The 25789-nt window shown below is 44.6% G+C and carries 26 protein-coding genes; 17 read left to right on the top strand and 9 right to left on the bottom strand.

Going from position 1 to position 25789, the window contains the following annotated elements; genetic code table 11:
• Window positions 1-845: 845 nt before the first annotated feature.
• From AYW76_RS04635 to AYW76_RS04575, 13 genes are all read left to right on the top strand, one after another.
• Window positions 846-2309: an LA2681 family HEPN domain-containing protein gene (locus AYW76_RS04635; RefSeq protein ID WP_067216399.1), complete on the top strand. Its 1464-nt coding sequence runs from the start codon at window positions 846-848 to the stop codon at window positions 2307-2309.
• Window positions 2310-2441: 132 nt separating this feature from the next.
• The gene (locus AYW76_RS04630; RefSeq protein WP_067216396.1) at window positions 2442-3005 is read left to right on the top strand and encodes a sugar O-acetyltransferase; all 564 of its coding nucleotides are present in this window, start codon (window positions 2442-2444) and stop codon (window positions 3003-3005) included.
• Between the two features lie 147 nt (window positions 3006-3152).
• A complete protein-coding gene (locus AYW76_RS04625; protein WP_067216393.1) occupies window positions 3153-3539 on the top strand; it encodes a VOC family protein in 387 nt (128 codons plus the stop codon).
• A gap of 57 nt (window positions 3540-3596) precedes the next feature.
• Window positions 3597-3914: an antibiotic biosynthesis monooxygenase family protein gene (locus tag AYW76_RS04620; RefSeq protein WP_067216389.1), complete on the top strand. Its 318-nt coding sequence runs from the start codon at window positions 3597-3599 to the stop codon at window positions 3912-3914.
• A 242-nt stretch (window positions 3915-4156) separates the two neighbouring features.
• The gene (locus tag AYW76_RS04615; RefSeq protein ID WP_082866105.1) at window positions 4157-5287 is read left to right on the top strand and encodes a paraquat-inducible protein A; all 1131 of its coding nucleotides are present in this window, start codon (window positions 4157-4159) and stop codon (window positions 5285-5287) included.
• Window positions 5284-6939 (top strand): intermembrane transport protein PqiB, encoded by a 1656-nt coding sequence (pqiB, locus tag AYW76_RS04610; protein WP_067216386.1) that lies wholly within the window; start codon window positions 5284-5286, stop codon window positions 6937-6939. Before AYW76_RS04615 ends, pqiB begins: the two co-directional genes overlap by 4 nt.
• Window positions 6936-7517, top strand: a complete 582-nt coding sequence (locus AYW76_RS04605; protein ID WP_067216383.1) for a PqiC family protein — start codon at window positions 6936-6938, stop codon at window positions 7515-7517. Before pqiB ends, AYW76_RS04605 begins: the two co-directional genes overlap by 4 nt.
• A gap of 80 nt (window positions 7518-7597) precedes the next feature.
• Window positions 7598-8041: a phosphate-starvation-inducible PsiE family protein gene (locus tag AYW76_RS04600; RefSeq protein WP_082866104.1), complete on the top strand. Its 444-nt coding sequence runs from the start codon at window positions 7598-7600 to the stop codon at window positions 8039-8041.
• A 116-nt stretch (window positions 8042-8157) separates the two neighbouring features.
• Window positions 8158-8727: a DJ-1/PfpI family protein gene (locus AYW76_RS04595; RefSeq protein WP_067031867.1), complete on the top strand. Its 570-nt coding sequence runs from the start codon at window positions 8158-8160 to the stop codon at window positions 8725-8727.
• A 358-nt stretch (window positions 8728-9085) separates the two neighbouring features.
• Window positions 9086-9514 (top strand): MAPEG family protein, encoded by a 429-nt coding sequence (locus tag AYW76_RS04590; RefSeq protein ID WP_067031864.1) that lies wholly within the window; start codon window positions 9086-9088, stop codon window positions 9512-9514.
• 177 nt (window positions 9515-9691) lie between these two features.
• The gene (locus AYW76_RS04585) at window positions 9692-10051 is read left to right on the top strand and encodes a ribbon-helix-helix domain-containing protein (RefSeq protein ID WP_067216380.1); all 360 of its coding nucleotides are present in this window, start codon (window positions 9692-9694) and stop codon (window positions 10049-10051) included.
• Window positions 10052-10110: 59 nt separating this feature from the next.
• Entirely contained in the window at window positions 10111-10566 is a 456-nt protein-coding gene (locus tag AYW76_RS04580) for a pyridoxamine 5'-phosphate oxidase family protein (RefSeq protein WP_067031861.1), read from the top strand.
• A gap of 145 nt (window positions 10567-10711) precedes the next feature.
• Window positions 10712-11386 (top strand): acyltransferase, encoded by a 675-nt coding sequence (locus AYW76_RS04575; protein WP_197467764.1) that lies wholly within the window; start codon window positions 10712-10714, stop codon window positions 11384-11386.
• Between the two features lie 28 nt (window positions 11387-11414).
• Here the strand turns inward: AYW76_RS04575 and AYW76_RS04570 are convergent, their stop codons facing one another.
• Window positions 11415-12320 (bottom strand): LysR family transcriptional regulator, encoded by a 906-nt coding sequence (locus AYW76_RS04570; protein ID WP_067216374.1) that lies wholly within the window; start codon window positions 12318-12320, stop codon window positions 11415-11417.
• A gap of 132 nt (window positions 12321-12452) precedes the next feature.
• Here AYW76_RS04570 and AYW76_RS04565 point away from each other — a divergent pair, with 132 nt between their 5' ends.
• Together AYW76_RS04565 and fghA are read left to right on the top strand one after the other, a co-directional pair.
• The gene (locus AYW76_RS04565; protein WP_067216906.1) at window positions 12453-13571 is read left to right on the top strand and encodes an S-(hydroxymethyl)glutathione dehydrogenase/class III alcohol dehydrogenase; all 1119 of its coding nucleotides are present in this window, start codon (window positions 12453-12455) and stop codon (window positions 13569-13571) included.
• A 64-nt stretch (window positions 13572-13635) separates the two neighbouring features.
• On the top strand, window positions 13636-14469 hold the full coding sequence (gene fghA / locus AYW76_RS04560; RefSeq protein ID WP_067216371.1) for an S-formylglutathione hydrolase: 834 nt from the start codon (window positions 13636-13638) through the stop codon (window positions 14467-14469).
• A gap of 96 nt (window positions 14470-14565) precedes the next feature.
• On the opposite strand, the gene AYW76_RS04555 is transcribed toward fghA, so the two are convergent.
• The gene (locus AYW76_RS04555) at window positions 14566-16188 is read right to left on the bottom strand and encodes a methyl-accepting chemotaxis protein (protein WP_067216367.1); all 1623 of its coding nucleotides are present in this window, start codon (window positions 16186-16188) and stop codon (window positions 14566-14568) included.
• Window positions 16189-16349: 161 nt separating this feature from the next.
• Between AYW76_RS04555 and AYW76_RS04550 the strand changes: the two genes are divergently transcribed.
• The gene (locus AYW76_RS04550) at window positions 16350-17183 is read left to right on the top strand and encodes an SDR family NAD(P)-dependent oxidoreductase (protein ID WP_067031853.1); all 834 of its coding nucleotides are present in this window, start codon (window positions 16350-16352) and stop codon (window positions 17181-17183) included.
• On the opposite strand, the gene AYW76_RS04545 is transcribed toward AYW76_RS04550, so the two are convergent.
• The 3 genes from AYW76_RS04545 to AYW76_RS04535 all read right to left on the bottom strand — a co-directional run bounded on the left by AYW76_RS04545 (window position 17180) and on the right by AYW76_RS04535 (window position 19757).
• The gene (locus tag AYW76_RS04545) at window positions 17180-18193 is read right to left on the bottom strand and encodes an alpha/beta hydrolase (protein WP_067216364.1); all 1014 of its coding nucleotides are present in this window, start codon (window positions 18191-18193) and stop codon (window positions 17180-17182) included. The genes AYW76_RS04550 and AYW76_RS04545 overlap by 4 nt on opposite strands.
• A 6-nt stretch (window positions 18194-18199) precedes the next feature.
• Entirely contained in the window at window positions 18200-18487 is a 288-nt protein-coding gene (locus tag AYW76_RS04540; RefSeq protein ID WP_067031847.1) for an HlyU family transcriptional regulator, read from the bottom strand.
• A 79-nt stretch (window positions 18488-18566) separates the two neighbouring features.
• The gene (locus AYW76_RS04535) at window positions 18567-19757 is read right to left on the bottom strand and encodes an MFS transporter (protein ID WP_067216361.1); all 1191 of its coding nucleotides are present in this window, start codon (window positions 19755-19757) and stop codon (window positions 18567-18569) included.
• 242 nt (window positions 19758-19999) lie between these two features.
• Between AYW76_RS04535 and AYW76_RS04530 the strand changes: the two genes are divergently transcribed.
• Window positions 20000-21283 carry a ribonuclease J gene (locus AYW76_RS04530; protein WP_082866103.1) on the top strand — a complete coding sequence of 428 codons (1284 nt, stop codon included), beginning with the start codon at window positions 20000-20002 and terminating at the stop codon, window positions 21281-21283.
• A gap of 94 nt (window positions 21284-21377) precedes the next feature.
• On the opposite strand, the gene argC is transcribed toward AYW76_RS04530, so the two are convergent.
• From argC to AYW76_RS04510, 4 genes are all read right to left on the bottom strand, one after another.
• Window positions 21378-22313 carry an N-acetyl-gamma-glutamyl-phosphate reductase gene (argC, locus tag AYW76_RS04525; protein WP_067216357.1) on the bottom strand — a complete coding sequence of 312 codons (936 nt, stop codon included), beginning with the start codon at window positions 22311-22313 and terminating at the stop codon, window positions 21378-21380.
• 152 nt (window positions 22314-22465) lie between these two features.
• Complete coding sequence (gene sbmA / locus AYW76_RS04520; protein WP_067216354.1) at window positions 22466-23737, bottom strand: peptide antibiotic transporter SbmA; 1272 nt, start codon at window positions 23735-23737, stop codon at window positions 22466-22468.
• A 149-nt stretch (window positions 23738-23886) separates the two neighbouring features.
• Complete coding sequence (locus AYW76_RS04515; protein WP_067216350.1) at window positions 23887-24384, bottom strand: NlpC/P60 family protein; 498 nt, start codon at window positions 24382-24384, stop codon at window positions 23887-23889.
• 162 nt (window positions 24385-24546) lie between these two features.
• Window positions 24547-25767 carry an aspartate aminotransferase family protein gene (locus AYW76_RS04510; RefSeq protein WP_067031815.1) on the bottom strand — a complete coding sequence of 407 codons (1221 nt, stop codon included), beginning with the start codon at window positions 25765-25767 and terminating at the stop codon, window positions 24547-24549.
• Window positions 25768-25789: the final 22 nt, after the last annotated feature.

The following is a 25789-nucleotide window of genomic DNA, read 5'->3' as shown; positions in this document are numbered from 1 at the left end:
CTATCCCATGGCATTTAATTAGCTTGCGCTATGTCTCATGCTTCGACCTAGTGTTTATTTAAAGAGCGCACGAATCAAACGCATGGAGTATCGCCAATAAGCCAAGGCAGAAAAGCTCTTGTACGACCTCGCTGCGCGAGGGATTAAGCATCCCAAATTAATTCTAGTAGGAGCGCACTCCGTGCCGCGACCTGTAAGACCTCGCAGAGCGAGGGAGCCGTACGACCCGATTCCATCGGGGATCAATCTCGCCACACCGAAATAAATCATCAATGTGCCGAAGCTATCCAGCTTCGGCACATCAACCTGCATTGATGCTTCATTCCATGGCATTTAATTCGCTTGCGCTATGTCTCATGCTTCGACGCGTCAGCGCTAATCAAACGCATGGGAATGAGCCAACAGCCTCGCCGTGCGAGGGACTAACTACAGCCGATTGAATTACCAAGCGGCTTTACGACTTTTTGCTCAGTAAAAAGTGATAGAACGGCTTCGCGTCATGCTGCCATGGGACAATAGCGGTTAGCGCTTAGTGAGATCAGAGTATAAAAAAGATTAGGTTAAAAGGCCTGAGGGAATAGCTTGCCTCTCTGGTAAAATCACGCTACAAAAAGGTACATTATGAACCAACATAGCGGCGATCAAAGACGATCTGAAGCGGCATAGTCCAAACAGATTTTGGTATTAAGCGAGTTATTTTACAGGGACGTCCCACCATGAAAAAAGCAAATCCCCTATATAGAAACGCGGCCGTTCAACAGTGGGTTATAGCCGCAGCTACGCTGCCGTATAACCCTTAATTGTTAGAGCACCTAAATCCACATCACATTTAATCGAGAGAATGCATGGACGGCTGGAACGAAAAGATCGCTTTTTTTGCAAGAAACATTGATAGTTGTATTGAATCTGATGATGTTGACTCTTTAGTACGTTTTTGTGATGAGTTAAAGAAAATCATCTCTGATGAAAGTAAAGCTCCCGATATTATAAAAAGTATATTGACTTACTACCTATCGAATATATACCAGCATTTAGCTTCTGATAGAAATGACATATGGAACAATCCAAATTATGGTAATGCTATCATTTGCCATAGGAAATTTTATCGATATGAAAATCAGGCTTATCAACTACTTCCTCAAGTAGAAGTAAACCATGCAAATACACTACAAAAATTATGTAGAACCTTTGAAGCCATTCCTCTTTGGAAGCAAGGGATTTCCCATTTTGGGGATGCCGAAGAAGTTGGATTATATAGACTTACAACTGGTCTGCTTTGGATTTCTCACTATTTATACGATGAAGAGCATATTCATTATTACCAGCTATATGCATACAACTATGCAAAAAAACTACTAGCTAAAGATGATATTTATCATAATGGCATTAGAGAAAGTATCAAAGTTGATTCAGGCTCTGAATTTGGACGCTTCCTCCAACATGTTCAAAATTCATTTGACGAAGATCCTGATCTATTAGCTCACCCTTATAAGCCAGACTATTCAAAAGAAGAAACAAAATATCGGAACTGGTGTAAAGATAATATACTATTCCTCAATCCATTAAATGATCTAGAAAATGCTTGGGTTGTAGATCATGACGTTCTCAATTTTCCATCATATAGCACTCCAGTTTTTGAAGGCCCGTATCTATCTGCGGCATTTTCATCAATGAAAAATGAGTATTGCTTCTATCGTCATTTGTTCTACGAAGGGTTGAATAAAAAATACGTAAAATTCACTGACAAAGATAAATATCTAACAGACACATTAGACGGCGTAATCTACGAAGGATACATTGAAAAAATAAAGAGTGCTTTGAAAGGCTGTTTTAGTGTACTAGACAAAATCTCAAGACTCTTAGATAAGTACTATGAATTAGACAGCTCCAAGATTGCGTTTAATCGGCAATGGTTTGATAAGCAGAAAAAATTAAAAGACCAGAATAATCCATTTTTAACTGCATTGTTCTGGTTAAGCAAAGACTTTACCCAGCACGATGATGATGAGAGAAGACCTTCTTATTGGCTTGATGATTCGGCTTTCGAAGTGCGAGAACTACGCAATGAACTAGAACACGGTTGGGTTAGAGTTGTAAACCCTGATTGTGAAGGTTTCTCTACTTGGGAAAACGAATATGATTATGCGTATAAGATTACGTCTGATGAGCTCGTTGATAAAGGAATGTATGTTTTCAAACAAACGAGACATGCATTAATATATCTATGCTTGGCTATTAACTTCACTGAAAAGTTTGCAAAAAAAGATAATAAGTTCAGTGCTTTATCAAATGAGGTGCCACTCATTTAACGGTGCTCTAACAAGGCATTTAAACGGAACTAAAACAGTGGGTTACGTTCCGCTTCGCTACACAGTATAACCCACAATTTTAGTCCGCTTAATGCGGCGTTATAAATAAGTCGCTTTTGGAGTCTAAGTTTAATGTCTGAAAAAGAAAAAATGTTGGCAGGTAGGCTTTATGATCCAAGTGATGAAGAGTTATTAAAGCTTAGATTGAGCGCTAGGTTGTTAACTGAAGCGTTAAATACTACGTCTGTTGCGTTTCATCAAAAGCGCGTTGAGATAGTGAAGCATTTATTTGGCTCTACAGGTAACACTATCCACATTGAGTCTTCTTTCAATTGTGACTACGGTTTTAACATTCATGTTGGTGATAATTTCTACGCTAATTTCGGCTGTGTAATTTTAGATGCTGCCCAAGTAACGTTTGGTGAGAATTGTTTACTTGCACCTCAAGTTGGAATTTATACTGCGACACACCCTTTAGACCCAACCGAGAGGAGCAGTGGTTTAGAGTTAGCAAAGCCAATCACTATAGGTGACAATTGTTGGGTTGGTGGTCATGCAGTTATCAATCCTGGCGTCACCCTTGGCAACAATGTGGTGGTAGCCTCTGGTGCAGTGGTAACGAAGAGTTTTGGAGACAACGTCGTCATTGCTGGTAACCCAGCGAAAGTGTTAAAAGAAATCATTGCTGAGCCATAATTACGCATAACAGACATTTAAGAGTGATTCTCAATATTTAGCATTTTCCATTTTATTGTTGGGCTTTGTGTTTACGATGGTATGGTTAAGCTCCGCATTGGATGCTCACCACTTAAGCGTGTTAGACGATAAAAGGGTTTATACAGTATGCAAGTAAATAGAATTGATCATCTAGTTCTCACTGTAAAAAATATTGATGTGACCGTTCAATTTTATACTTCTGTTATGGGAATGAAGGCAATTGAGTTCGGCGAAGGCCGCAAGGCATTAAGTTTCGGTCAGCAAAAAATCAATCTTCATCAATTAGGAAATGAATTTGAGCCCAAGGCATTAAATGTTAAGGCGGGTTCAGAAGATTTATGCTTTATCATAGATACGCCTATCACTGATGCAATAAAAGACATTGAGCGTAACGGTGTTAAAGTGATCGAAGGCCCAGTTTCGAGAACAGGTGCTTTAGGTACAATTCATTCGGCATACTTCAGGGACCCTGACGGAAATCTAATTGAGGTCTCTAATTATGCGGTCGTGTAATAAGGGCGAGTAATTGACTCACCACTGTGGGCTGCGTTAATCCCTAAAGGAGTAAAGATGTCTCTCATCGCTAACACACCGAAACCGCCGTACTACGCGGTGATTTTTACATCTCACAGAACGGATGATGGTAACGGTTACAACCAAATGGCGGATCGAATGGTTGAGTTAGCGTCAAAGCAGCCCGGTTTTCTAGGGATAGAGTCTGCGCGAGAAGAGGTCGGGATTACCGTATCGTACTGGTCTGATCTTGAGTCCATTAAACAGTGGAAAGCCAATGCCGAGCACCTAGTTGCCCAAAGGCTGGGTCATGACAAGTGGTATTCATCGTTTAAAACACGAATATCAAAAGTAGAGCGTGACTACGGCATCTAACACACGAATTAATACGACTGAATAGGCTCGTCTGCAGTCATTAGCCGTCATTCTTAATCTTTCCCATATCGTTTCTAAAGCCGTGATTTAGGCGTCTCATCCACGCAACACAGGTGTATTAAGAGCTTGATTGAATGTGTCTTTAAAAAGGAGGTCATGGCAATGGCGGCGTGCTATGGCTATAACACGCTTTTTTTGGCTTAATGAAGGCTCTGAAATTGGGTTTAGGATAATTGCATTTTATGATGCAGCACGCGGATGACTGTAGGTCAGTGACATGTCGCCATTGTGGTTTACACACTTTGGTACCTGTTCTGTCACCTAAACAAAAAGCCCATTGCCCACGTTGTGATCATACTCTGACGGTTTTATCGGCAAACTGGGTCGATAAGATTTTAGCGTTAAGCCTTTCTGCGTTGTTTTTGTTAGTTCTATCTCTAAGCTTTTCTTTTTTATCGTTTGATATTAATGGCATGAAAACGTCCATCACCTTAGCATCGGTGGTGGCATCTTTGGCTGATCAGGCTTATTTGGGGTTGGCGGTGTTGATTTTCACTGTCTGTATTATCTTGCCTGCAGGCGTTATTTCTATGCTGTTATTTTGGATGCTGGCCATTAAGTTTGGCTTAGGGGTTCGTGCGGCACAAACACAGGTAAAGCTGTGTTTTGCTTTTCTAAAATGGTGTATGCCCGAAGTCTTTATCGTCAGTGCCTTAGTCAGTATGATCAAGTTAGTGACCATTGCCGAAGTTGAGTTAGGCCCTGCCTTTTATTTTTACGGCGCCTTTATCGTTATGTTTATGCTGGTGTTGCAGCTATTGGATCGTCATCAACTTGAGTTGGCATTGCTGCAGCGAGCATCATCAGAGCCCAAGCCATTACAGTCGCAACAGAGCTTGCAGTGGACTTGGGCATTACTTGCTACGTCAGTACTTTTGTACCTTCCGGCGAACCTGTTGCCGATTATGACCACTCGATTTTTAGGTGAGGATTCTCCTTCAACCATTGTCGCGGGTGTGATCACACTTTGGCAAAATCAATCTTACTTTATCGCGATCGTGATCTTTGTGGCGAGTGTGTTAGTACCTATCTTTAAGATTTTGGCGTTAGCGTACTTAAGTTATTCAGTGCGTGCTCCTTATGTGTATAACGCAAAGCAGCGTTATCTTCTTTATCGAGTGACGGAATTTATGGGACGTTGGTCGATGCTTGATGTCTTTGTAGTGGCTATTTTGGCCGGATTAGTGCAATTAGGAAGTACCATGAGTGTGTATCCAGGCCCTGCTGTGGTGGCCTTTTGCGCTGTAGTAGTATTGACCATGATGGCAGCAATGTCATTTGATAGTAGAATGTTGTGGGATGAACAATCATGAGTGATTCGCAGAAAAGCGGTAGCGATAAAGCAGCAACAGCGGTTGTAAAAAGTACGCAGAAAATCTCAAAAATATGGCTGATCCCATTGATTACCTTGCTGTTTGGTGGCTGGTTTATTTATCAAGATATTCAGCGCCAAGGGGTGTCCATTGAGATTGAGTTTGATACGGCGTCAGGCCTTGAAGAAGGAAAGACTAAAGTCAAAATACGCGATGTTGTGATGGGGCGAGTGGAGCAGATCCGTTTAAGTGATGATTCATCAAGCGTGCTTGTAACAGCAAAGCTGAATGAAGACGCAGATAAGTTTCTACGCTCAGACACACGCTTTTGGGTAGTTTCTCCTAAAGTGTCTTTACGAGAAATTTCTGGTCTGCAAACCTTGGTGTCAGGTGCTTATATTGATATGTCTCCGGGTATAGAAGGCGAGCCAAAACGAGCGTTTAAAGCATTACAAGAGCCGCCTGTGACGCCGATTGGTACCCCAGGATTGCGTGTGTATATGGAGAGTGAACAGACGTTTACAGCGCAGGTCGGAGATCCTATGGTGTATCGAGGTTTATCGGTCGGGCGAATTGAAACGGTAGAATATGACTTAGAGGCGCAGCAGGCTAAATACAGTGCTTTTATTGAAGCGCCGTTTGATCAATTGATTACCTCAAACACACGCTTTTGGAATTCCAGTGGCATCGAGGTAGAGCTCGGCGCCGACGGTGTGGGCTTAACCACATCCAGCCTTGAATCCCTTTTAATTGGCGGGATTACCTTTGATGAACCCAAGGGGATGGCAGCGGGTGAGCCTTTGAAACAAGACACTGTCTTCAAAATTTATTCTTCTAAAAAGAGCGCTGAGTCCCACCGTTATTCAGAAAAAGTGTATTACATTCTGATGATGGAAAGCTCTGTCAGGGGATTGGAAGAAGGCGCCCCTGTGGAGTATCGAGGCTTGCAGATAGGTCAAGTCGAAGAGATTAACTTTGAGCTTAAGGACATGGCGCGTTCGTTAAGTGCCGAAGCGTATAAGATTCCAGTATTGATTTCGGTGCAACCTGCATTGGTCAATTTAGGTGATAGCCAAGCAGGTAAAGAGATGATCTCAAAGCAAATCTCTGCTTGGGTAGGGCGCGGTCTTAGGGCTTCTCTTAAAACAGGCAACCTGTTAACGGGGGCCGTGTTTGTAGACTTGCAACATTACGAGAATTTGCCCGATCAGAGCTTAGGGCGTATGCAGGGCTTTGCTGTCATTCCTACTGTACCTGATCAGATCGTCCAGTTCGCCGATCAGCTCAATACCACTTTGGATAAGATCAATTCTTTACCGATTAACGGCATGGCGCAGGACTTACGAACGCTACTTCAAGACCTAGCCAGCAGCACCAAAGCGTTTAACGCGACCAGTAGTTCGCTGACTACTAAGCTTGATGAGCTGGATATGCAAGGTATTAATGGGACGCTTAACAGTCTAAATGCGTTGTTGTCTTCGCTAGCTGCAGATGATCAGGGCTTGTCGTCTGTCAATCAAACGATGGTGGAGGTTCAAGAAGCGATTCGCGAGTTGAAGCCGCTGTTACAAAAAATGAATAGCGCGCCAAACAGTCTTATTTTCAAAAGCCAAGTAGCGCCTGATATTGAGCCACGAGGAGTAAATCGATGAAAATTGTAATAGGGCTGCTAAGTGCTCTGTTGTTAAGTGGCTGCTCGACGACGACCTTGGAGCTGCCGAAGTACTATGTATTGAGCGGGGCACCCAGTACAAGTGCGGTTCAGGATGAGCTTTCGACTCAGGTAACGCTTGATAACATCGCGTTGGCGGATTACTTGCGAACCTCTAATATGGTTTTGCAGGTATCCGATCATGAATTGTTTTTTTCTACCAATCATCTTTGGGCGGAGCCGCTCAAAGTAGGGATTGAAAAAGCGTTATCTCGACATGTTTCGTTAACGACCGTGGGCGAAACCTCCCCAATACACTTAGACCTAGTGATCGATTATTTTCATGTCATTGACCAAGACTCGGTCATTTTAGCGGGTAACTTTGCTTTAAAGGAGGATGGCAAGCCCCTTAAGAAGCAGCGTTTCTCATTAAGTGAACCGCTTAACCGCTCGGGCTATCACTACTCAGTTTCCGTTATGTCCGAGTTAGTGGATCGTTTGGGAAGTGATATCAGTAAACAGATAGAAGAATACAAAAGCGCCAGCATCGGTGAGTCCACGGTCATTGGTAGCCAATGAAAAATAGGTTTTTTAGGGTTTAAGAGAGCACTAGTCATCCATTTGCAATAGTTGCTATGCCAAATACGAGGTTCTACTAAATGAGTGACAATATGGATAAGGCCGTTTCTTTGGTTCATAAGGCGAAAAAATGGATGTCATTTATAGTCCTTATATTGATGACCATCATCGTTGCAATCGCCATTGTAGAGTTGGGTATTATTTTATTTTTAGACATATTTGATCCAACAGACGATGTTCTTTTCCTTGAAATCGATGAGTTGTTTCAGATCTTCGGCTTTTTCTTCATCATTCTGATTGGGTTTGAGCTGGTTGAGACAGTCGAGATGTATTTCAAAGATAACGTTATACACGCCGAGGTTGTATTGCTGGTTGCTGTGATCGCCGTGTCTCGCAAAGTGATTTTGCTTGATCTAGACAAGTATGAACCGTTAGCCATCATTGGTTTAGGGCTTATTATTTTAGGGTTAGGCGGCTGTTACTGGCTGATAAAACACAGTTATCGAGCCAAACTCAAACATTAGGAGCTCCATTCGGAGCTTTTTTCTTAAGGTGATCATGTAGCAACCGGTTAATACCTTTTACGCTGTTTAGGCTGTTACAACTGAATGCTGTTTACAACAAGGTAAGAGGAAGCATCATGTCGAATAAGAAAATCTTAATGATCACGGGTGATTTCACGGAAGACTACGAAACGATGGTGCCATTTCAGGCGCTGATCAGCGTCGGCCATACTGTTGATGCTGTATGTCCAGATAAAAAAGCTGGGGATACGGTGGCGACGGCGATCCATGATTTTGAAGGGGACCAAACCTACACCGAAAAGCCTGGACATCGTTTCGCCTTGAATGCGAGCTTTAGCGAGGTCAACGTTGAAGACTACGATGCTTTGGTCATTCCTGGTGGTCGTGCTCCTGAGTATCTACGGTTAAATAAAGAGGTGATTGCGATGGTGCAGCATTTCTTTACGGCCAATAAGCCTGTGGCGGCGATTTGTCATGGCGCGCAGTTGTTGGCAGCAGCGGGTGTGTTAGAAGGACGAAAGTGTTCAGCGTACCCAGCGTGTCAGCCCGAAGTAGAACTGGCAAAAGGAACCTATGCGTCGATTGAGGTTGATCAAGCGGTTACCGATGGCAACCTCGTCACGGCACCAGCATGGCCTGCACACCCTGCGTGGCTGGCTCAATTTTATACGCTACTGAATAACTAACCATCATAAATAAGGTGCGTCGCGTAATGGCGCACCTTATGTTTTATTCATAGCTGCTGAATAGATACATTAGTTCTTTTCTCATCGTAACAAACAGCGTTTTTGTTAGCGTCTTAATCTCAATTCCTTTGCTTTATATTGCGTATTTTCCCCATGCTGTTGGTTCCGAGAATGAATTGGATCACTGTCAAATGTGGAGAGGTGGGTTAAGTATATTTTGTCTTATGTGCCTATTTTAATGCATTGTTCAACAACCGTGAAAAGCCAGTGTGTCTTATACCCAAGGTGGTGCATAGAAACATTAGGTATGTCAGTTTAATAACCTATTATCAGTCATTAATAAAAGGTGAGGCACAGTATGGAACTGGCGACGTTATATGGAACAGCGTTTTGGGGGATCTTTGTTATCCTACTAACTTGGATGGTGCAGTGGTTTATAGCTGCTGGAAGTAAAGGTAAAAAAGCGGATGCGGTGCCTGGTAAAATCGATGAATCCCTAGGACATAAATCGTTTACGTTTCGTGCCCATCGTACTTTTATGAATTCGCTTGAAAACGTCCCGGCGATGTTGGGTGTGATCTTTCTGGCGATACTCGTAGGTGCGGATGCTTTTTGGGTGATGATCTGTATTTGGAGTTTTGCAGTGGCGCGTATTCTTCATATGCTGATGTATTACGCTGTAGCGACCAATGAAAATCCAAGCCCTCGTTCGTACTTTTTCTTAATGGGATTGTTGTCGAACATCGCACTATTAGTTTTGTGTGCGATCACCATGATTAATTCATAAAAGTTGACTGTATTTCAGTGATCGAGTGCGCTTGAGGTATATGTTGTATGATTAAGGCGCGTCAGCCTAATGACGCGCCTTTTTTGCTTTATTGGCGGTCTTTAATTAGCTGGCGTTGTGTTTGGTGGATACTGGCTCTATATTAATTAGTCCTATTACGCTAGTAAGGACGACAGCATGTGCCAACTATTTATCAATGCCGATCCTGGTTTATGGCAGAACATAACGCGCTCTCTTCGCATTGATGGCATGGTAACCAGTATCCGTTTGGAAAATATCTTTTGGTTTACTTTGGAAGAAATTGCCCAACGTGACCAGCTTTCTTTATCGCAACTGATTGTGAAGTTAAATCACGAAGCATTGGACGCGGGCCATGATTTGGAAAACTTCACTTCGTTTCTGCGTGTCTGTGCAATGCGTTATTTGCATTTACAGACGATAGGAATGTTACCGCATGCGTCCGATATCTCATTGGCATCGCTTAACAGTGAACGCATTTTAGAGCAGGAGAAGCATTACTTTGAAACGCTTCCCTAGCAGCGATGACTTGAGCGATCTAATGCCGCTACCTCATTTAACGAATATCTGGAGTGCCTATGAAGCTTCTCGATTTTGCTGAAAAAAGTGTGTTGTGTTGGCTTGCGACTGTATCGGCGGATGCTGCGCCCAATGTGTCACCTAAGGAAATTTTCACCTTTATTGATGAAAACTTGGTATTGATTGCAAACATTGCCTCACCAGAGAGTGAACGTAACATTCAGGTAAATCCAAAGGTTTGTGTGTCCTTTATCGATATCTTCGAACAGCGCGGGTTCAAAGTAAAAGGCACAGCTCAGGTGGTGACAACAGAAGACAGAGATTGGTCAGAGTATTTGGCAGCGCTGAAGGTATTAGCCGGTGAAAGTTACCCAATCAAAAATATTTTTGCTGTGACCGTAGAGTCTTCGTCTAAAATTATGGCGCCAAGCTACGGGTTATTTCCTGATACCACCACACCAGAAAGCCAAGTCGAGGGTGCTTTAGACACCTATAAAGTGCAGCGTAAAGTCTGAGTCGGTTCATTCACCTGAGCGTTATCGAATAAGGCATTTATCAATAGACGGAGTATGTTCGCAGAATTATCATAGCGCTTTAGATAATTACCTCTTATAAAAGCAGCGGTGTCTGCTCTTATTCGCCTCATTCATGGACTGCACAATGAAAGCGCTCTCGAAACTTTATAATTACATTCGCTGTATCCCCAAAACACTTCTATTTAACTTTTCTTACTTACCGTTTAAGCAGGCCATTAAGCTTCCTGTGATTGTTAGTCATAGAACACAGTTTTTAAATAGGAAGGGCTGCATTGTCGTTCCCAAAAACGCTAAAACTGGAAAGATTAAATTAGGGTTTGGGCAGGTTCAGGTGGCCGATGCGTCTTATTCAAGATTCATCTGGAGTTTAGAGAAAAATGGCTCGGTCACGTTTGGGCATAATGTCAGAATTGGTACAGGCTCTAAGTTATTTGTGTCTGGTGCATTAAGCATTGGTAAAAATGTCAATTTTAGTGGTGAAACGAGTATCACGTGTCAAAAGCAGATCGACATATCGGAAGGGTGCTTGGTGTCATGGCGAACGTTGTTTATGGACACCGATTTTCATGCAATTACTAACAATGATGGTGTTTGCTTAAACCCAGATAAGCCTATTTTCATTGGCAAATCGGTATGGGTGTGTGCTAATTCTACGATTTTGAAAGGTGTATCTATCGGTGCTCATTCAATAGTGTCTGCCTCAGCCAATGTGGTGTCTTCATTTGAAGGTAATAATATCATTGGTGGCAACCCTGCGAAGGTGATTGGCTCAATGGAAAACAAAACGTTTTGTATGTGATCCATTGCAATCTCAATGACGCTTGATGCTAGGGTCTTTTGCTCCAGCTGCCGAAGATGTCTTCTTGGTCAAAGCGGTGGATTAAATAATCACATATAGATTTCAGCTTGGGTGACGGTAATTGAGTTCTTGGGTAGACCAACCAAACGCCTGTATAGGGGTACTGATACTGTGCTAGCAGTGAGACTAATTTGCCGGATGCTAAATCATCTTTCACGTAATAATCCGGCAGTTGGGCGATCCCTAGCCCGCGACGTATGGCGTCGAGTAAAGCGGGACCGGAGTTACTGCGCCAATGGCTGGATACTTTGATTTCTTTACGTTGTCCATTTTGACTAAATACCCAATGGGTTTTCGACCCCATTAAACAGCTGTGTTTATTGAGTTCTGCCAAGGTGTGTGGCATACCGTTCTGATCCACGTATTGCCGTGAAGCGCAGAGATATTCTGCTCGGTCACACAAGCGTCTTGATAATAAGCTAGAGTCTCTTAATGCGCCCATTCTGATCGCCAAATCGTAGCCTTCTTCAATTAATTCCACTTCGCGGTTGGTCAGGTGTAGATCAAGATCAACTTGTGGGTTTTGCAGCAGAAAGTCATTCAGCAATGGCGCTAAGTAGCGCTCGCCAAAAGTCGTTGCACAGGTGATACGAAGCGTCCCCATGGGGGCTTGGTTTAGGGCACTTACAGCTTCTTCGGCGGCAGCGAGTGTATTCGGTAGATCTCGACAATGTTGGTAAAAGCGCTCGCCGGCTTCGCTAAGTCGAATGCTACGTGTGGTACGAAACAGCAGTGTGGTGTTTAGGCGTTGTTCAAGGTGTGTGATCAATCGACTTACGTGTGAGGCGGAGACATTCAGCCGATTAGCGGCTTTTGAGAAGCTGCCTTGGTGGACAACTTCAACAAAGGCTTCCATTGCTTCCCATTGTTTCATAAGTGGTAAATCCTGATTGTTGCTGTATGACAATAATTATTTGTTAAAATAAGTATTATCGCAATAGTTTTTTAGGATTACACTACTTGTACATGTTTCACTAACTATTAAGTTAAGACGGAGTTCACAATGTTGAAATGTAAAGCGGCCGTAGCTTGGGGTCCAGGTCAACCTCTTAAAATCGAAGAAGTTGATGTTCAAGATCCGCAGGCGGGTGAAGTACTTGTTCGCATGGTAGCAACAGGTGTGTGTCACACTGACGCATTCACACTTTCTGGTGAAGACCCAGAGGGTATCTTCCCAGCAATCCTAGGCCATGAAGGTGCAGGTGTTGTTGAAGCGGTTGGTGAAGGCGTATCGTCTCTTAAAGTTGGCGATCACGTTATACCACTTTACACGGCTGAGTGTGGCGAGTGTAAATTCTGTAAATCTGGCAAAACTAACCTTTGTCAGGCTGTTCGCGCGACACAAGGTAAAGGCCTAATGCCTGACGGTACAAGCCGTTTCAGCATCAATGGCGAGCCGATTTTCCATTACATGGGTTGTTCTACCTTCTCTGAGTACAGCGTTGTACCAGAAATTTCGTTGGCGAAAGTTAACTCTGAAGCTGCCATGGACAAAATTTGTCTATTAGGCTGTGGCGTTACAACGGGTATTGGTGCGGTTCTAAACACTGCGAAGGTTGAAGAGGGCGCGACGGTTGCTGTCTTTGGTCTAGGTGGTATCGGTCTGTCTTGTATCCAAGGTGCTCGTCTAGCTGGCGCAGCTCGTATCATCGCGATCGACCTAAACGAATCTAAATTCGAAATGGCTGAGCAATTCGGTGCGACGGACTTCATCAACCCATCTAAGTTCGATAAGCCTGTTCAAGAAGTGATTGTTGAATTGACGGACGGCGGTGTGGACTACTCTTTCGAGTGTATCGGTAACGTCAACGTTATGCGTGCAGCACTTGAGTGTTGTCACAAAGGTTGGGGCGAGTCGATCATCATTGGTGTCGCTGGCGCAGGTCAAGAAATCTCAACGCGTCCATTCCAGCTAGTGACTGGTCGAGTATGGCGTGGTTCTGCATTCGGTGGCGTTAAAGGTCGTACTGAATTGCCAGGTTACGTAGAAGACTACATGAGCGGTAAGATTGAAATCGACCCATTCGTAACGCACAAGATGAAGCTTGAAGATATTAACGAAGCGTTCCATCTTATGCATGAAGGTGAAAGTATCCGTACTGTCATCGAATTTGATACAAAATAAGAGTGATTTGTCACAAAAAGCCCATCTAGATGATGGGCTTTTTTACTGATACAAAGAGGGATATATGGAACTTTTATCAAGTACAAAAGTAAGTGGTGGCTGGTTAAAACGCTACCGTCACGAAAGCTTGTCCGTAAAAGGCGACATGGTATTCGCAATCTTCTTACCGCCTCAGGCGGAGAGCGCGAGTGTTCCAGTAATGTACTGGTTGTCTGGTCTAACATGTACCGACGAGAACTTTTCGCAAAAAGCAGGTGGTTTCAAGAAAGCCGCTGAGCTTGGCTTAGCGATTGTGATGCCGGATACCAGCCCACGTGGTACGGATTACCCTGGCGAGCACGAAAGCTACGATTTCGGCTCCGGTGCTGGCTTTTATGTGAACGCAACGGTTGCACCTTATGCCAACACTTACCACATGTATGACTACGTGGTAAAAGAACTACCAACATTGGTGGAAGAACACTTCCCAGTGACGGATAGGCGTTCTATCTCGGGTCACTCTATGGGGGGGCACGGTGCGCTGATTTGTGCGCTTAAGAACCCAGGCCGTTACCAGTCTGTGTCGGCGTTTGCACCGATCACCAACCCAACGCAGTGCCCTTGGGGCGAGAAAGCGTTCACAGGTTACCTAGGTGACGATCGTGAAGCGTGGAAAGCATGGGATACCTGTGAGTTGATCGCGACGGCCACTGAGCGTTTACCATTATTGGTGGACCAAGGTGAAGCGGATAACTTCTTAGAAGAGCAGCTGAAACCTGAAGCGTTAGAACAAGCGTGTGAAAAAGCGGGTCATGAATTGACGTTACGCCGTCAGTCTGGCTACGATCACAGCTATTTCTTTATCTCTAGCTTTGTAGATGACCATCTGGTTCATCATGCAAAAGCATTGGGTCTATAAACCTAATTACGCTTTTGCATAGAGAGACAAAAAAGGCGAACTACTGACTGAGTAGCTCGCCTTTTTAATGCTTGGTGTTTTAACGCTGAAACAATACTAGTTAAAACGGAACTGGCTGATTTGAATACGTAGCGATTCTGCCATTTTAGTCACCAGTTGCGAGCCTTGCGCCACTTCATCGGCTTCTTGAAGTACGCGTTCTGATACTTCTCGAATCCCCATTAGGTTGCTGTTTATTTCCTCGGCGACATGCCCTTGTTGTTCAGCAGCGGAGGCTATTTGTACGCTGCGATCAGACACGTCATCGACTTGCATTAACATCTTTTCAAGATTCTGTGCGGCATTACGCATACGTTCTGCGCCCAATTCTGCTTGTTGCGTGCTGGATGCCATTGAGCTTGAGGCTTCAGAAGATTGCTGTTGTAGCTTTTCAATGATTTGACGAATCTCGACGGTTGAGCTTTGGGTACGGCTGGCAAGAGTACGTACCTCGTCGGCGACGACGGCAAAGCCTCGACCTTGTTCACCTGCACGGGCTGCTTCGATGGCCGCATTTAAGGCCAGTAAGTTTGTTTGCTCAGAAATATCACCGATCACACCTAAGACCGATTCAATATCTTTTGTCTGTGACAATAACTCAATGATGACAGAGTTGGCGCCTTCAACATGATGTGTCAGCGTTTGAATGTTGTGATTGGTTTCATTCAAATCGGTGCTAGAGCTGCGCGTGGTGTCTTGTACGACTTGTGTGGCTTGTGCTGTATCTTTGGCGTTGTTCGCCACATCACGAATAGAGTAAGACATCTCATTCATAGCCGTGGCCAATTTTTCCACTTCATTAAATTGGTTATCCATGCCACGCTTAGTGTTGCTTGTGTTGCCTTGCATTTGAACAGAGACTGCTTGCAGCTCGTCAATCGCCTGTGCCACGCTGCCTAAAGTTTTTGCTAACGAGCTAGACATTTGATTAGCTGAATCCGCAAGAATGCCAAGCTCATCTTTACGGTTGAGCTCTAAGTGGTGAGTCATATCGCCACTTGCCACAATTTGTAGGTGGGCTGTGACGGCTTTTAATGGTCGAACAATGCTACGCACTAGAAAGCAGCTCATTGTCAATGCGACCAGAACCATCAGGGTTTCAACAATGACTGAGACTAAGGTGTTGTCCCAAAAAGCCTGCTGAACATCCGTTAAAAAGACGCCTGAACCGACAATCCAGTCCCAATCTTTAAGGCCTTTTACATACGAAACTTTGTCTTCTGGCTCATCTACTTGAGGGCCTTTGTAAGTGTATTCCACAAAGCCTTCACCGTTTTGTTTTACAGTTGAGACCATGGCTTGCCAGTGATATTTGCCACCTGCGTCGGTTTTATTTTTGACATTACTGCCATTAAGTTGAGGTTTGAGTGGGTGCATTAACAGTGTGTGCTGATAGTCGTTTACCCAAAAATAACCGCCATTTCCATAACGCAGCGCAGCAACTGCTTGCAGAGCTTGCTCTTTGGCTTGTTGTTCACCGATGATAGGCGCTTGAGCATGATAGAACTCGATCAATGAGTAGGCGTTGTCTACCTGCTCTTTAACTTGTAACTTACGTGCCTCAAGCGCACTTTGATATTGGCTTGAGTAAGCTTGAAACTCAAAAATAACCAATAAACCTACTAATAGTGCAATTAGGCCCCATAATTTACGACTGACTTTGATATCGGCAATCCGCATGATTTCCTCCTGAAAATTTAATAAGCAGAGGTTATGGTTTTTTAGAGGTCGGGGTGCTGATATAGATCATTAGTTGAATATAATTGAAACTAATAGATTACGTTTTTAGCTTATAGAAGACATGGCTTTCATATTTTTCAAAAAACCGATTAGGGATTCCTATGCGTTACTCTATTTTGATCACCGGATGCAGCAGTGGCATCGGCTTAGAAGCCGCCTTGATGCTGCAAAAAAACAACTTTTTAGTGGTAGCGAGCTGCCGCAAAGCCGCTGATGTTGATGCGCTGCGTCGCCAAGGCATTAAACATGTTGTACAGCTGGATTTGGCGGACTCTAAATCCATTGAGCAAGGGTTAAAGCAAACCCTAGAGATCACTGGTGGGGCTTTGTACGCGCTGTTTAATAACGGTGCTTATGGACAGCCTGGGGCAGTGGAAGATTTGCCAGTAGACGTATTACGCCAACAGTTTGAGGTGAATGTCTTCGGTACGCACGATCTGACGACACGTGTTGTGAAAGTGATGCTTCAGCAAGGCTATGGCCGTATTGTGCAAAACAGTTCAGTACTTGGTTTGGTTGCGGCACCGTTTCGGGGTTCTTACAATGCGAGCAAGTTCGCATTAGAGGGACTTACAGACACCATGCGCATGGAGTTAAGCGATACGCCGATTAAAGTGTCAACCATTGAGCCTGGTCCGATTGTCAGTCGCTTTAGAGACAATGCTTTAATTGCGTTGCAATCTAACATTGATGTGGAAAACAGCCGACATCAAAAAGGCTATCAGCAAGCCATTACTCGTTTAAGCAAGGTTGGCCCAGCGGCAAGTGGCACATTACCTGCGAGCGCGGTCGTAAAGAAATTATTGCATGCATTGGAATCACCTAATCCTAAGCCGCGTTACTATGTGACTTGGCCAACGTACGCAGCTGGTTTGATGCGTCGTGTGCTACCAACGTGTTTGTTGGACCGTATCATGAAATCGAATGGTAATTAGCCGTTGGCTATATTTGGTAGCGAGCTGATGACGTTATGACCCAGTAGCCATTGATCGATGGCGGTTAAATAGCGCTGACGTATGGGCTTCGGTGATAAAAACAAATCATGGTAGCCGCCTTCTATGGCAACTGCTGTAAGCTGAGAAAAAGCGTTCTTCGCTGCTAGGTTCATACTGTCCACATCTAAAACACCGTCCCCTAGTTTGACTTCTTCAATATCCAATGCATGGCGTGTTGTAGTTTTTGAATGGCACATCAAGGTTGGTAGTGCAATCGGATGCTTCTGCAAAGCACGTTGGGTCAGAATCACTTGTTTAAGCCAGTGAAAGGAAAGAGGGAACCCGTGCGCAGGTTTCCAATCTAGGCGGTAGCTCCACTCGCCACCAAACTCTTGGTGTAAGGTTTGAGCGTATAAACTGATTTTATGGGCTCGTAATGAATGGTATGGCAGCAGGGACACCGCCAGCCAGATAGGCCAACTTACGTGTTTTATGATGTTGGGTGAAAAGGGCAGAGCTAAAAAGGGGCTGTTTAACATCAGCCCGGTAATACGTGGTTTGTTGTTTGTGTCTTGTTCGGATGCTTGCTGAGTCGATACATAACTCGACGCGATCAATCCCCCTGTCGAATGCGCTAGTAGAGTCACTTCAGTAACGCCGAGTTTATACATCTCAGTCAGCGCGATGTGGATGTCATCGTGGTATTGAGACAGGCTTTCGCACCAATTAGGTACACTATTTGGACGAATAGAACGACCGTAACCTTGTAAATCGAGTGCAAAAAAACGCAACCCTAACTGATCGAAGTGATGTGCCAGTAGGTCTTGAAAGAAATAATCCGTATAGCCATGCAAGTATAAAATTGCTTTATGACTTGGCGCGGGAGTGACGTATTCAATAACGGTGGTCACAACGGCCGACACGGCACCGTCAAAGCGATAGGTGTGAGCCACAAATGGGTTACCGAGAATATCAGGTTTGCTATGTAGGTGCTGCCAAGAGTCAATCATAACAATCTAAAAAATTTGATCGCCTAATTGATCGATGGTGAGCTTTGCTTTTCGAATGGTGAGTTCAACGCATTCATCAAGGCTAGCGACTAGATCAGAACGAATAAACGTATGAACTTTTTGGTCTTCGAATTCGCCTTTAGTAATTGTCGCGCAAACTCGGTATTGGCCTTGATCTGGCTGAGGGGTTGGAATAATGATGAAACCATTGTGTTCAACAGGGTCAAACGTACGCACATTTGAGGTGGTTCCATCACCAGAAAACATTTGAGTAATTTTAGAAAGAAAGCCCATGACAATAAAAGCCCTTGGTAATTAGGATAACCTTCATTGTCATGGATTTTGGCTTAGAGTCAAATAAAGCCGTAAAAGATTAGCTTTGTGGCGTAATATTAGGCGTTATGATAACTGCGCGTTTGCGGCTCGACATAAGCGTAAACATAGCGACTAAGATCGCTGGGATCATCAGCAAATTTAGGATCTCCCAACCAAAAAGCGAGTGCCAGTAACCGGATAACAAGCTGGCGGCCGCGGCACTTGAGAACACGATCAAATCGTTAACACCTTGAACACGGGCTTTATCAGCAGGCCTATAGGTTTTTGTTAGTAATGCAGTTGCCCCGATGAACGTGAAGTTCCAGCCAATGCCGAGCAATACTAGAGCAATGAAGAAGTGCCAATAGCTCACACCAAATTGATTTAAGAAGACGCAGCCGAGTAACATTAAGCAGCCAATTTGGATGACGCTGTAGGTGCCAATACGCATGATCAGCCGACCGGTAAAGAAAGAAGGTAAGAACATCCCCAGTACATGCCATTGAATAATGTGTGCGGTGTTACCAAAATCAAAGCCGCATGCCTGCATTGCCAAAGGGGTAGCGGTCATAATTAACACCATCACAGCATAGCCAATAGAACCAGCCACGATTGCACTCATTAAATCTGACTGTTTGAGGAGTTCACGATAAGGGCGTGGTGTGCCATTTAGCTCTTGTGCTGTGGGCGCGCGCATCGGTAATACTGCAATCAACACCGTATTAAAGATGTACAGCACGATTAAAGCCGCAAACGCCCCTAAATATTGAGTTTCGGGTGCCCAGTGCTCAAACCAGATCGCCATATTAGGCCCCAGTACCGCGGCGATAACGCCAGCCCCCATAATCATGCTGATGGCAAGAGGCGCTTTTTCTTTCGGTACATTTTCAGTGGCGGCAAAACGGTATTGCTGACCAATACCAATCGCCATGCCCAGTAAAAAAGTCGCGCCACAGAATAGCTCAAATAAGCCATGTTTTACGGCGTAAAAGGCGAGAAAAGCACCGCCAACACCGATGAGGTTACCCGCAAGAAAACCTTTTTTACGGCCTAGCCAGCCCATTAAAAGAGCGGCTGGAAGTGTGACTCCCATAAGACCTAAAAATTGAAGTGCAACAGGTAATGTTGCCAATGCAAAACTCGGCGCTAAACTTTGACCGATGAGTGCGGTCACAGATACAAGAAGTATGTTGCCTGTTATCAACAAAGCTTGTCCGAGAGACAGTCCCCAAACCGTTATATTACGCATGCTAAATCCTTTATCTAGCTGTCATAGTATGTAACGCCGCAATAACGATCGGGCAGCTACGTCAACATATTAGTCGAGCAACTTGAACATTTATTGCATGATTATAGTAATTGTATGAGTTAAGTTCAATTTGATTCGCGTAGAATGGAAAATATTTACAAAAGGAGAAATGTGTGGATTTGCTGATGCCAACGCGAAGCGACCTCTGGTTTCTGCCCCTAGGAGGAACGGGGGAAATAGGAATGAATTTAAATTTGTATGGTCACGATGGACAGTGGTTGATGGTCGACTGTGGGGTATCATTCAACGAACCGATTGACGAAAATAGTGCGCGAACACACGAGCTGGTGTGTGCTGACCCTGATTTTATTGTACAACAGCGCCATCGTTTAGCTGGGATTGTTATTACCCATGCGCATGAAGACCATGTCGGAGCTTTGCCATTTTTGTGGCGCCGCTTCCAAGTGCCCGTTTATACCACGCCTTTTACGGCCGAAATTTTACGTCGAAAACTTGCTCAAGTTGGTTTATTAGGAGACGTTGAAATTCACGAATTGCCGATGGGGAGTCAGTTTTCCGTGGGCGTATTTGATTTACAGTGGATTACCTTGACGCATTCTATTCCTGAGCCAAGTGGGTTAATGATTGAGACACCAGCGGGTAATGTTTTTCATACGGGGGATTGGAAGATTGATCACAGTCCTGTGATTGGTGAAAAGTTTTCCCCTGCCGTCTTGTCGACGTTACGCAAGCGTGATGTAAAAGCGATGGTGTGTGATTCCACGAATGCCTTAAAAAAGGGTCACTCTGTATCGGAATATGACTGCTATAAAGCCTTACTGGACGTTATTAGGGATGAGCAGGGGCGTGTGGTGGTTGGTTGCTTCAGCAGTAATATTGCGCGGTTGGTATCACTGGGTTACGTAGCTAAGGAAACAGGGCGTTATTTAGCACTGTTAGGTCGCTCGTTACAAAACATGGTCAGTGCGGCTCGAGTTGCAGGCTATTGGCCTGATGATCTACCTGTGATTGACCCTTCGCATCTTGGTTATTTACCTGCAGATGAGGTGTTGGCGGTTGCTACTGGAAGCCAAGGTGAGCCAAGAGCGATGTTAAACCGCCTAGCGCGGGATGACTGTTTCGATTTATCTCTTCAAAAAGGCGATGTAGTTCTCTTCAGCGCTATGATTATTCCAGGTAACGAAGACGCGATTGAGCGCTTGGTAACGTCTTTTAAAGCCCAAGGTATTCGAACGATTCAAGGTCACGATACCGTTTTACCGATTCATGTTAGTGGCCATCCTTACGAAGAAGAACTTGCTTCCATGTATGACTGGGTGCGTCCAGAAGTGGCAATACCTACCCATGGTGAACCTGAACATATGGCCGCCAATGCTCGAATCGCTAAAGCTGCGCATGTACCACGTCAACTGACCGGATTAAACGGCGACCTATTTACACTTGCGCCAGAGATTGGGGTTCGTAAAAACGCGATTAAAGCAAAGCGCATTGCAATAGCCAGATAACCTTGCGGACTAGCAAGAACCAAAAAAAGCCTCATGTTACAACCGTATCATGAGGCTTTAGACTTCAACTGATATCAATCTAGCTGTGTATTGATTACAGCTCTACGGCAACGTTTTCAGCAAAACCTAGCATTAGGTTTAAGTTCTGTACCGCGGCACCAGAAGCGCCTTTACCAAGGTTATCAAGCTTCGCTGAAAGAACGACTGATTGGCCATCTTCAGAAGCAAATACGGCTAATTCCACTTGGTTCGTATTTTCTAAACCGTGCGGTGTCAAGAACGGCGCGTGGCTGTCTTTCACTTCATTGAATGGGTGGACAGTGACAAAGTCTTCTTCTTCGTAAGTTGCCGCTAACGCCGCTTGTAATTTCTCACCCGTCATATCGCCAGACAGTGTTAAAGGAATGCTGATTAGCATGCCTTGGGCAAAGCTGCCCACACTTGGGATAAAGATTGGCGTGTTGTCTAGCTGAGACCATTTTTGGATTTCAGGTAGGTGCTTATGTTTGAAGTTTAAGCCGTAAGTGCCGTATGAAGCAGCGCCGCTGTTACCTTCGTATTGCTCGATCAGCTGCTTACCGCCCCCTGTGTAGCCAGAAATAGCGTTCACAGTGTAGTGACCGTTTTTGGCTAAAAGGCCTTGTTCAACCAATGGTTTAAGCAACAAGATAATCCCTGTTGGGTAGCAGCCTGGGTTGGATACGAATTGCGCATCCTGAATGCTTCCGCGTTGGCTGGCATCGAGTTCCGCAAGACCGTAAACCCAACCATTCGCAATACGGTGAACAGAACTTGCATCCAGTACACGACAGCCTTCTGCTTTTGCGAGAGCAACGGTGTCTTTTGCTGCGTCATCTGGCAAGCATAAAACCGTTACGTCGGCTTCTTTCATCAGACGGCGTTTTTCTTCTACATCGCGCTTTTTATCAGGATCGATGCTGATCACTTCGATATCAGGATGATTTACTAGGCGTTCACGTACCTGTAGGCCAGTCGTGCCCGTTTCACCGTCAATAAATACTTTCTTCATTCGTGTCTCCAAGCAACTGCTCAAGCGAAACTGCGAGCAGTAGGCAATTCATTTATAAGCTAATCATAGCACTGGCGTGGGCTGGAAAAAACTAAGCGCCAGCCCAGTTTGAAAAATAGTTAGGCTGGCGCAAAAGTTGTCATGGTATTAGGTTAGGGTTGTATTTGTTCTTCAATTACGTCATCTGGGACATCAGCAATCGCTGACTCAAAGGCTTTTAGACGCTTGTAGATCGACAGCAACTCGACAATTGTTGTCCAAGAATTAACGAGAAATTGGAAAGAGCTTTCTACTTGGTTAAAGGCATTCGAAATACGTTGCATGACCCCTAGTGTGAAGGCACCTGCTACGATAGAGGGGCCTAATGCGATCAGCGGTACTAGTACACCAGCTTGCAAGTAGCCGTAACGGACTACGTTGAAATAAAGATAATGAAAGTACAGGCGGAAGTAGTTTTTGCGCACATTATCGAACAACTCAGCGAGTTTCACGGGTTCTGCGCGGTCAGCGTAATCTTCACCATAGACCAGCTCTTTACGGTAGGCTGCTTCTACTTTTTGGTTTTTGAATTCCAGTCCTGGTAGTTTGATCCCAGCCGTTGCTAGAAGAACCGTACCAATAATGGACCAAAGAATGGCGACAAACACTAAGGCTTGCGGTACTTCACCGATTAGAGGTAGCTCAGTCACGTAACTTGAAAGCGCCCACAGAACAGGTAAGAAAGCGAGTAATGTCATAATCGAGTCTAAAAAGCGAACACCTAGGCTTTCCATTATGCTGGCAAAGCGCATGGTGTCTTCTTGAATCCGTTGGGAAGCACCCTCAATATGGCGTACTTTTGGCCATAGAGCGGTGTAGTAATTATTCATAGCAGTGCGCCAGCGAAACACATAATGACTGACAAAGAAGTGGTTGAAGACAGCGACGGAAATAGCGACTAGGGCGATGGTGGCAAACGTTAAAAGTTGACCATAAAACTCGGTTAGGGTAATGCTATTTGGTGCGGTTAAGGCTTTTTGGATGAGATCGTAGAAACTGCCGTACCATTCATTGATCATGACACTGACTTGTACTTGGAACCATGTGATAAAGACGATCAGGGCCGACCCCATTACCGACCATTTTGCCCATTTGTGACCGCCGTAAACCATCCAAGCGCCGACAAATAACGCGTAACACACCAGCATGTATTGATAGAGCCAAACATCGCTAGCGAAGCTATAGGCTTCTTGAAAGGCCGCTTGCGCGGCTTGATCAGCACCTTCGCCCAGTGCAGCAGGAAAGTTAACACCAAAAAATTGGCCAAGGCTTAACGTGGCCCCAAGGTCCTGTCCAATGGTGTACCAGCTAATTACACAAACGAGTGCCCAGAGGGCAAACGTCAAAAAGAATAGTTTGGGCTTCGGGAAAAAGGATAAAAACACAGTTTATCTCTCTATGTCAGTAGGTGAGTGGAGCTCAGTAAGGTGTTGAATTAACTAATAAGGTGTGTAAAAAACCGTTAGAGCTTAAACCAGAGTATTCGCTTCGACAACGGAACTTGTTAAATGATCATGCAAATAAACGGATAAACTTAGCGGATTCTGCGGCCGTGCCAGTAATGTTTTTTCCAATAGACATTATCCAAGCTCGATATAATAACGCCTTGTGAGGTGGACGCGTGTAAAAACGTACCATTTTTCACGTAAATACCCACGTGGCGTACTTTAGAGCTTGTTTTAAAAAAGACTAGATCGCCTGCTTCAAGCTCGTCCTTATCCACATGGTAGCCCGTTTGAACTTGTTTCGCGGTTGTACGAGGAAGGTAGGCACCGAATTGATCACGTAATGTTAAATAGACGAATCCTGAACAATCAACTCCGCGTCGGCTCATGCCACCCCAAGCATAAGGCGTGCCACGCCAGTCTTGATAGTGTTGGTAAAGGTGCTGTGCAATAGTGGGTTCGTTTTGAATGCTCAGAGTGCCTGTGTCGACACGAATTGTGTTGTCTGGAATTGAGCTACAGGCAGTTAGCAATGCTACAAATAGGGTAGCGATTAGTGCTTGGGTCAACGATTTGGCATATAGCATGGGCAGGCGTCCTTTTACACAGTGCATTTATCTTATGCTCTTTAAAGTTCGCTGACAAAAACTAGACAATTTTTTTGTGTTCGAAAAGCCGTCGCAACAAAAAAGCTGTGACCTATCGCTAGGACACAGCTTTTGAACACTTAAGGTGTTTGCTAAACGAACTTATTTTTTTAGATCCGCTACTGTTTTTGCAACAGCACGTTCAAAACGCTGGAAGCCTTCTTTGATATCGGCTTCTGGAATGATCAGTGACGGCGCAAAACGAACCACATTTGGGCCCGCTACTAAGACAAATAGGCCTTCGTTCGCCGCGTGAGTTAGGAAGTCTTTCGCATGACCTGCTAGCTCATCAGTCACTTCAGCACCCATCAACAAACCCATACCTCGAATGTCTTTAAAGACATGATGTTTATTATTGATGGCTGTCAGTTCGTCAACAAATAGTTGGTGACGTTTCTTAACGCCTTCTAACACTTCAGGCGTGTCTACAATGTCTATAACTGCTTCGGCAATCGCCGCTGCCATTGGGTTACCGCCGTAAGTACTACCATGAGTGCCTACAGCCAAACTTTTACCAATCTCAGCAGTGGTTAGCATCGCGCCTACAGGGAAACCGTTACCCAACGATTTCGCTGTGGTTAGAATATCAGGTGTAATGCCTTGTTGTTGGTAAGCGTAAAGCGTACCGCTACGGCCAACACCCGATTGCACTTCGTCGTAGACCAATAGAGCACTGTGTTGATCACACAGTTCACGTACTTGCTTCGCAAATTCTGGATCAGCAGGGATTATGCCGCCTTCACCTTGAATTGGTTCCATCACAACAGCGCATGTTTTGTCAGATATAAGTGCTTTAAGGGCTTCAATATCGTTGTATTCACAATGCTTGATACCACCTGGTACCGGTGCAAAACCTTCGGTGTATTTTGCTTGGCCTCCAACCGACACTGTAAACAAAGTACGACCATGGAAAGATTGGTAGAAGGAAATGATTTCATTCTTTTCCGGACCAAAGTGATCAAACGCGTAACGTCGAGCTAACTTAAATGCCGCTTCGTTGGCTTCACCGCCACTGTTAGCAAAAAAGACACGATCTGCAAAGGTCTTTTCTGTCAGTTTTTTTGCCAAACGGAGTGCTGGTTCATTGGTCATCACGTTGGATAGATGCCAAAGCATGCCAGCTTGTTCACGCATTGTGTCAACCAAAGTTGGGTGCGAGTGCCCCAATGCAGTCACGGCAATGCCGCCTGCAAAGTCGATGTACTCTTTACCTTCCTGATCCCACAAGCGAGAGCCCTCACCACGAACAGGGATAATCGCCGCTGGTGCATAGTTTGGACACATTACGTCATCAAATGTTGCTCTCGTTACTTGTTCAGTCACTTATCAATACCTCTTAAAATTA

It is taken from the genome of Marinomonas gallaica (assembly GCF_001639745.1).
GTDB classification, from domain to species: domain Bacteria; phylum Pseudomonadota; class Gammaproteobacteria; order Pseudomonadales; family Marinomonadaceae; genus Marinomonas; species Marinomonas gallaica.
Note: the sequence above shows the minus strand (reverse complement) of the source record. Positions and strands in the feature narration are given on the sequence as shown.

What these genes read in the sequence shown, in the direction of transcription:
- AYW76_RS04635 (WP_067216399.1), top strand. Translation starts at nt 846, where the DNA reads ATGGACGGCTGGAACGAAAAGATCGCTTTTTTTGCAAGAAACATTGAT.
- AYW76_RS04630 (WP_067216396.1), top strand. Translation starts at nt 2,442, where the DNA reads ATGTCTGAAAAAGAAAAAATGTTGGCAGGTAGGCTTTATGATCCAAGT.
- AYW76_RS04625 (WP_067216393.1), top strand. Translation starts at nt 3,153, where the DNA reads ATGCAAGTAAATAGAATTGATCATCTAGTTCTCACTGTAAAAAATATT.
- AYW76_RS04620 (WP_067216389.1), top strand. Translation starts at nt 3,597, where the DNA reads ATGTCTCTCATCGCTAACACACCGAAACCGCCGTACTACGCGGTGATT.
- AYW76_RS04615 (WP_082866105.1), top strand. Translation starts at nt 4,157, where the DNA reads ATGATGCAGCACGCGGATGACTGTAGGTCAGTGACATGTCGCCATTGT.
- pqiB (WP_067216386.1), top strand. Translation starts at nt 5,284, where the DNA reads ATGAGTGATTCGCAGAAAAGCGGTAGCGATAAAGCAGCAACAGCGGTT.
- AYW76_RS04605 (WP_067216383.1), top strand. Translation starts at nt 6,936, where the DNA reads ATGAAAATTGTAATAGGGCTGCTAAGTGCTCTGTTGTTAAGTGGCTGC.
- AYW76_RS04600 (WP_082866104.1), top strand. Translation starts at nt 7,598, where the DNA reads ATGAGTGACAATATGGATAAGGCCGTTTCTTTGGTTCATAAGGCGAAA.
- AYW76_RS04595 (WP_067031867.1), top strand. Translation starts at nt 8,158, where the DNA reads ATGTCGAATAAGAAAATCTTAATGATCACGGGTGATTTCACGGAAGAC.
- AYW76_RS04590 (WP_067031864.1), top strand. Translation starts at nt 9,086, where the DNA reads ATGGAACTGGCGACGTTATATGGAACAGCGTTTTGGGGGATCTTTGTT.
- AYW76_RS04585 (WP_067216380.1), top strand. Translation starts at nt 9,692, where the DNA reads ATGTGCCAACTATTTATCAATGCCGATCCTGGTTTATGGCAGAACATA.
- AYW76_RS04580 (WP_067031861.1), top strand. Translation starts at nt 10,111, where the DNA reads ATGAAGCTTCTCGATTTTGCTGAAAAAAGTGTGTTGTGTTGGCTTGCG.
- AYW76_RS04575 (WP_197467764.1), top strand. Translation starts at nt 10,712, where the DNA reads ATGAAAGCGCTCTCGAAACTTTATAATTACATTCGCTGTATCCCCAAA.
- AYW76_RS04570 (WP_067216374.1), bottom strand. Translation starts at nt 12,320, where the DNA reads ATGAAACAATGGGAAGCAATGGAAGCCTTTGTTGAAGTTGTCCACCAA.
- fghA (WP_067216371.1), top strand. Translation starts at nt 13,636, where the DNA reads ATGGAACTTTTATCAAGTACAAAAGTAAGTGGTGGCTGGTTAAAACGC.
- AYW76_RS04555 (WP_067216367.1), bottom strand. Translation starts at nt 16,188, where the DNA reads ATGCGGATTGCCGATATCAAAGTCAGTCGTAAATTATGGGGCCTAATT.
- AYW76_RS04550 (WP_067031853.1), top strand. Translation starts at nt 16,350, where the DNA reads ATGCGTTACTCTATTTTGATCACCGGATGCAGCAGTGGCATCGGCTTA.
- AYW76_RS04545 (WP_067216364.1), bottom strand. Translation starts at nt 18,193, where the DNA reads ATGATTGACTCTTGGCAGCACCTACATAGCAAACCTGATATTCTCGGT.
- AYW76_RS04540 (WP_067031847.1), bottom strand. Translation starts at nt 18,487, where the DNA reads ATGGGCTTTCTTTCTAAAATTACTCAAATGTTTTCTGGTGATGGAACC.
- AYW76_RS04535 (WP_067216361.1), bottom strand. Translation starts at nt 19,757, where the DNA reads ATGCGTAATATAACGGTTTGGGGACTGTCTCTCGGACAAGCTTTGTTG.
- AYW76_RS04530 (WP_082866103.1), top strand. Translation starts at nt 20,000, where the DNA reads ATGAATTTAAATTTGTATGGTCACGATGGACAGTGGTTGATGGTCGAC.
- argC (WP_067216357.1), bottom strand. Translation starts at nt 22,313, where the DNA reads ATGAAGAAAGTATTTATTGACGGTGAAACGGGCACGACTGGCCTACAG.
- AYW76_RS04515 (WP_067216350.1), bottom strand. Translation starts at nt 24,384, where the DNA reads ATGCTATATGCCAAATCGTTGACCCAAGCACTAATCGCTACCCTATTT.